Source organism: Paludibacterium sp. (assembly GCF_019232825.1).
GTDB lineage: Bacteria > Pseudomonadota > Gammaproteobacteria > Burkholderiales > Chromobacteriaceae > Paludibacterium.
The window spans coordinates 1-5,369 of sequence record NZ_JAFAND010000151.1 but is presented as its reverse complement, the minus strand read 5'-3'; the positions used below and the strand labels follow the sequence as shown (position 1 = coordinate 5,369).

Sequence of the window (5,369 nt, the reverse complement as noted above, 5' to 3'; positions counted from 1 at the left end):
CGAGGTGGTCCCACGCCTTCCCATCCCGAACAGGACCGTGAAACGCCTTAGCGCCGATGATAGTGCGGCATTCGCCGTGTGAAAGTAGGACACCGCCAGACGCCCCATACGAAAGCCCAGACCACAAGGTCTGGGCTTTTTGCTTTTAAATTCGATATGAAACGCTGCCTCGCAGCATGGCTGTCATCATCATTCTTTGACAAAAATCAAAAGAATGCTTTCGTTCGCTTGCGTCCTGTCCTACAATCGACGCCTCTGTAATCTGTATTTAGGAGCGGCCATGTTGTACCCCGAACTGTTTGCACAGTTGGAAAAAGCGCGTTGGAATATGGCGCAGGATATTCCCTGGGGCCAGTTTGACGCCGGCAAACTGTCCGAAGAGCAGGCCCAGACCATTAAGATGAACGCCATTACCGAGTGGGCGGCATTGCCCGCAACGGAAATGTTCTTGCGGGATAATCGTAACGACTCCGATTTTTCCGCCTTCATGTCGATTTGGTTCTACGAAGAGCAGAAGCACGCCTTGGTGTTGATGGAGTACTTGCGTCGATTCTGCCCGGCGCTGATGCCCACCGAGGAGGAGTTGCACGCGGTGCGTTTCGAATTCGATCCCGCGCCCCAACTGGAAACGCTGATGTTGCATTTTTGCGGCGAGGTGCGTTTGACCCAATGGTATCGTTGTGCCGCCGACTGGCATGAAGAGCCGGTGATCAAACACATCTATAAGACGCTGTCGCAGGATGAGGCGCGGCACGGCGGCGCCTATCTCAAATACATGAAAAGAGCCATCGAGCACTGCGGCAATGAAGCCCGCGCGGCGTTTGCCAAGATCGGCCTCTTGATGGCGTCGTCCTCGCGATCCAACAAGCCGTTGCATCCGACCAATCTGCACGTTAATCAGAGCCTGTTCCCTAACGACACCGTTCAGTCGCGCCTGCCCGATCCTGCCTGGCTAGAGGCATGGCTGTCGATGCAAATTCGCTTTGATGAGGCTTGGGAAGCGCGTGTGGTGGGTGGTATCCTTCGCAACTTGTCCAATCTGTTCGAACGGCCGATCGAGACGATCCAATCGTTGAATCGCTACCGCAAGGAATTGACGGCAAGTCTGAAGGAGACAAATGTCGTACCCAACCCCGCTGTTTGAAAAAAAGCTCTGCCCGCCGGACCAACTGCTTGAACGGTTGTCCGGCTTTTCCCGCCCTCTGGTGTTCACCAACGGCGCCTTCGACATCATCCATCGCGGTCATGTGACCTACCTGGCCCAGGCGCGCGCGCTGGGACAGAGTTTGGTGGTGGCGCTCAATACCGACGACTCGGTGCGCCGGCTCGGCAAAGGCTCGGATCGCCCGATCAATCCGCTGGCGAATCGCGCCGCGGTCATCGCGGCGTTGGAATGTGTCTCGCTGGTAACTTGGTTCAACGACGATACGCCGGCCACGCTGATCGAGCTGATCAAGCCGGAGGTATTGGTCAAGGGCGGCGACTGGGCGATCGACAAGATCGTCGGTTCAGCCGAGACGCTGGCGCGTGGTGGTGTGGTGCATTCCATCCCTTTCCTATTCGACACGTCCACCACCGCGACGCTGAAGAAAATCCGCGCCACGGAGCCGGGGCATGGCTGAATGGCCATTCGCAGTCCTGCGCGCACTTTCCGATGGCAAATTTCATTCTGGAGAGGCCATCGCGCAATCGCTGGGTTGTTCTCGCACCCTGATCTGGCAGGCGGTTCACACGATCGAAACGGAGTTCGGCCTGCCGGTGTTCAGTGTGCGCGGGCAAGGCTACCGCTTGCCGCAGCCGATGGACTGGCTGGATGTGGCCGCGATACGCGCCGACCTGTCGCCGGGGTGTAGCGAGGATTGGACCATTGCGGTGGCCGATCAGGTCGATTCCACCAATACCCAATTGTTGAGCCGGGCCAATAGCGATGGGCTGCATGGACTCGTGCTCGCCGCCGAGTTGCAAAGCGCCGGCCGCGGCCGGCTGGGGCGGCGCTGGCAAGCGCGTCTGGGCGATTGTTTGATGTTTTCCCTGCTATGGCGTTTCGATCGCGGTTTGGCCGAGCTCGCCGGCCTGTCGTTGGCCGTCGGGTTGGCGCTGGCGCGGGTACTGCGCCAGCTGGGCGCGCCGGTTGAGTTGAAGTGGCCCAATGACGTGCTGTTGGGCGGATGCAAGATGGCCGGCATTTTGATCGAGCTGTCCGGCGATGCGTTGGGACCCGCGGCGGTGGTGATCGGTATCGGCATCAATCTGCGCGAGCCGCAGGATGTGGATCAGGCGGTGTCGGCGCTCTCGTCCTGTGGCGTCGAAGTCAGCCGCAATCGCCTGTTGGCCTTGTTGCTCAATGAGTTGCACGGTGTGCTGCAAACGTTCAACAGCCAGGGGTTTGCGCCGTTTGCCGATGCGTGGATGGCGCTGTCTGCGCATCAGGATCAACCGGTGCGGCTGAGCTTTTCCCACGGCGAGCCCATCGAGGGCGTGGCCCGTGGCGTGGCGGACAACGGCGCTTTGCTGGTGGATACCGCCAGCGGCCGGCAGACGTTCCATGTCGGCGAGGTGAGCTTGCGGAGCCTGGGATGATTTTGCTGATCGATGCCGGCAATACGCGCATCAAATGGGCGGTCTATCGGGGCGGTGACATCCAGCTTGGCCAAGGGGCGGTCGCACACGACGACGTGACGGCGCTGAAGGCGGCGTGGGCGGCCTTCCCCTTGCGACGCGCTTATGGCGCCGCCGTGGTGCAGCCGGCTTTAATCCAGCAGATCGCCGCACAGGCACCTTGCCCAATCGAGTGGGTGCGGACGTTGCCGGCTGCCGCCGGGGTCCGCAATCATTATGCCGACCCCGCCCAAATGGGCGTCGATCGTTGGCTTTCCGTGCTGGCGGCCAGACGCTTGGTGCCTGGCGACGTGGTGGTGGCGGGTGCCGGCACCGCGTTGACGATCGAGTCGCTCACTGCCGAAGGCGATTACCTCGGTGGTCTGATCGTGCCGGGTTACCGGCTGATGCTCGCGAGCCTGGCGGATAACACCGCGCGTCTCAATCAGCCCGCGGGCGATTGGCGCGCGTTTCCGACCTGCACGCAGGATGCGTTGGAGACGGGCGCATTGGAGGCCATGGCCGGCGCGGTCGAGCGTGCCCGACAACGGCTGGCGCGCCATACCGGCAGAATGTTGCCGCCGGTGCTGCTCAGTGGCGGCGACGCGGATCGAATCGCTCCTCTGCTCGCAAGCCCCTGTCAGATCGTGGATAATCTGGTACTTACCGGATTATTAGAAGTGGCGGACAAGACATGAAGTGGTTTCTGGGCTTGATCGTGGCATTGAACCTGTTTGTCGGCGCGGTGGTACTGCTACGCCAGCACGATCCCGTGAATATTCACAGTCATGAGGTGTCGCCGGAGCAGCTCAAGGTGTTGCCGGCCGACTGGCAGCCGGACGCGAACGCGTCGGCGCCGTTCGCCGCTTCCGCGCCGGTGTCGGCTTCCGCACCGATTGCCTTGGCGCAAACGACCTCCTCTCCGCTTGGCAAGGCCTCGCCCGCACCGGCCGCTAAAGCGGAAGCCAGCGCTGTCAAATCCCCAGCGGCAAAGCCGGCTGAAAAACGCAAAAACGCGGCTTCGGCGCCTGCGGCACGCATGGTCAAAGCCGATGCGCGCCAATGCGCGCAGTGGGGAGACCTGAACGATACCTTGCTGGCGCGTGTCAAGGGTGGCTTGCCCGGGATGCATTTGGCTGCGAGCCAGCTCGAGAGCCAGGCCGTCGAAGGCAAGGTTGGCGCCGGCGTGCGCTATTGGGTCTATATTCCGGCCTCTGCGTCGACGGCGGCGTTGTCGGCGGAGCTTAAAGGCAAGGGGTTCGACAATTATGTGGTGCAAAACGTGGGCGACTACAAAGGTGCGTTGTCCCTTGGCCTGTTTGGCAAGCCGGAGGGGGCGCAGGCACTGGCCGACCGGTTGAAGAAGGCGGGTTATGACAAGGCTGCGGTCTTGCCGCGCGGCAAGACCACGCTGACGCGATTGGTGTTCAAGGGGTTGAGCGATAGCCAGATGCAAACGCTGACCGCGTTGCAGAAGCGCTTGACGCCCGGCGTCGCGCTACAGACGACGGCCTGTGCCCGTTAAGGCGGGTTCGCAAGGGTCATGCGAGGGGCGGCTTAGCCGCCCCCTTTCATTTTGCGTCGGGCGGCGGCGCATCCAGCCGCATCAAATAGGCCGGGTGGCCCTGCAGGATCGATAATTGCACGAAGCCGCCAGGCTGGATGGTGATCAAGCTAGCCGCGGCCGGGGCCATGTCGAGCAGTTCGGTCAACAGCGCGGTAATCACCGGCCCATGCGTTACCAGTACGCGATGGCAGCCCCGCGATGCCGCGATCCATTCGGAAAATCCGCTCAGCACTCGGGTATGGAAGACTTCCGGCGATTCGCCGCCAAACAGCGACAATTGCCCCGCTTGCCAAGCCTGCTCCCAGCGCGGTTCGGCGGCTGCCAGCGCCGCCTGCTCGCGACCATCCCAGTCGCCGAGGTCGACCTCGGCAAAACGCTCGTCGACTTTGAGCGGCACGGCTGCCGCCAGCGCGTGGCGCACCGCGAACTCGCGGCAGCGCGTCAGCGGCGAGGTGGCCATGCTGGACACCGGCGCCAGGGCGGCGATTTGATGCCAGCTGCGATCCATCATCGCGCTGCCCTCGGGCGTGAGCGGCACTTCGCGTCGTCCGGCAAGCCGGCCTTGGTGATCGATATCGCCGTGACGCAGCAGCGTCAGGGTATACGGGTTCATGGCGAAAAATCTGTCATAGGCGACAAAGGTTTATGACCTTATTCCAAGTCAAGTTGGATGGCAACTACCACAGGTATAATGGCGTTCGTCAGGTGTCCGTCGGGCCAATCGGCCGGGCGGATGAAACGGGAAGCCGGTGGAAGACCGGCGCTGCCCCCGCAACGGTAAGGTCCGGCGCGATGCGCCAGGGCTTCGCAACGAGCCACTGCCCATTGGGTGGGAAGGCGCGAAGCCGAGAGACCGAGCCCGGAGACCGGCCTGACACGGATGTGCGTGGAAGCGCTTTCGACCCTTACCTGGCGTGTCGCGGGGATGCGATCACACAGCCGCTCTGTCGTTGATGTGGGTGGTTTGGCCTGTCCTTGTCGCGCCGTATAAAAATACTACGGATGCATCGAATCATGTTCCAACTCAAACACGGCGCGGCCCTGATCGCGCTTTGCTTCGCTGGCGTGGCGCTGGCGGAAGACCTTCCCGTATTCGACGGTGGCGACGTGGTGGTGACCGCCAGCGGCGTGCCGCAGGCGCGTGGCGTGGCGCCGGTGAGCGTCAGCGTGATCACCGCGCAGGATATTGCGCAGAGTAGTGCAA

At 62.1% G+C, this 5,369-nt stretch carries 7 protein-coding genes and 1 riboswitch; of the genes, 6 read left to right on the top strand and 1 reads right to left on the bottom strand.

What is annotated here, in order from left to right:
* The first annotated feature begins 280 nt into the window (after positions 1 to 280).
* Genes JOZ06_RS19740 through JOZ06_RS19720 form a run of 5 tightly spaced genes read left to right on the top strand, consistent with a single transcriptional unit; the run spans position 281 to position 4,123 of the window.
* Positions 281 to 1,144, top strand: coding sequence for a ferritin-like domain-containing protein (locus JOZ06_RS19740; protein WP_293235605.1), 864 nt, complete (start codon positions 281 to 283; stop codon positions 1,142 to 1,144).
* Positions 1,119 to 1,622, top strand: a complete 504-nt coding sequence (locus JOZ06_RS19735) for an adenylyltransferase/cytidyltransferase family protein (RefSeq protein WP_293235603.1) — start codon at positions 1,119 to 1,121, stop codon at positions 1,620 to 1,622. The genes JOZ06_RS19740 and JOZ06_RS19735 overlap by 26 nt, the downstream gene beginning before the upstream one ends.
* Positions 1,615 to 2,580 (top strand): biotin--[acetyl-CoA-carboxylase] ligase, encoded by a 966-nt coding sequence (locus tag JOZ06_RS19730; protein WP_293235601.1) that lies wholly within the window; start codon positions 1,615 to 1,617, stop codon positions 2,578 to 2,580. Before JOZ06_RS19735 ends, JOZ06_RS19730 begins: the two co-directional genes overlap by 8 nt.
* Entirely contained in the window at positions 2,577 to 3,296 is a 720-nt protein-coding gene (locus JOZ06_RS19725; RefSeq protein ID WP_293235599.1) for a type III pantothenate kinase, read from the top strand. The genes JOZ06_RS19730 and JOZ06_RS19725 overlap by 4 nt, the downstream gene beginning before the upstream one ends.
* Positions 3,293 to 4,123 (top strand): SPOR domain-containing protein, encoded by an 831-nt coding sequence (locus JOZ06_RS19720; RefSeq protein WP_293235597.1) that lies wholly within the window; start codon positions 3,293 to 3,295, stop codon positions 4,121 to 4,123. The genes JOZ06_RS19725 and JOZ06_RS19720 overlap by 4 nt, the downstream gene beginning before the upstream one ends.
* A gap of 46 nt (positions 4,124 to 4,169) precedes the next feature.
* On the opposite strand, the gene JOZ06_RS19715 is transcribed toward JOZ06_RS19720, so the two are convergent.
* Positions 4,170 to 4,778 carry a histidine phosphatase family protein gene (locus tag JOZ06_RS19715; RefSeq protein WP_293235595.1) on the bottom strand — a complete coding sequence of 203 codons (609 nt, stop codon included), beginning with the start codon at positions 4,776 to 4,778 and terminating at the stop codon, positions 4,170 to 4,172.
* A 73-nt stretch (positions 4,779 to 4,851) separates the two neighbouring features.
* A riboswitch (cobalamin riboswitch) is annotated at positions 4,852 to 5,055 on the top strand.
* Positions 5,056 to 5,179: 124 nt separating this feature from the next.
* Here JOZ06_RS19715 and JOZ06_RS19710 point away from each other — a divergent pair.
* Positions 5,180 to 5,369: hypothetical protein (locus JOZ06_RS19710; RefSeq protein WP_293235593.1), on the top strand; the 190-nt coding region annotated here is incomplete at its 3' end.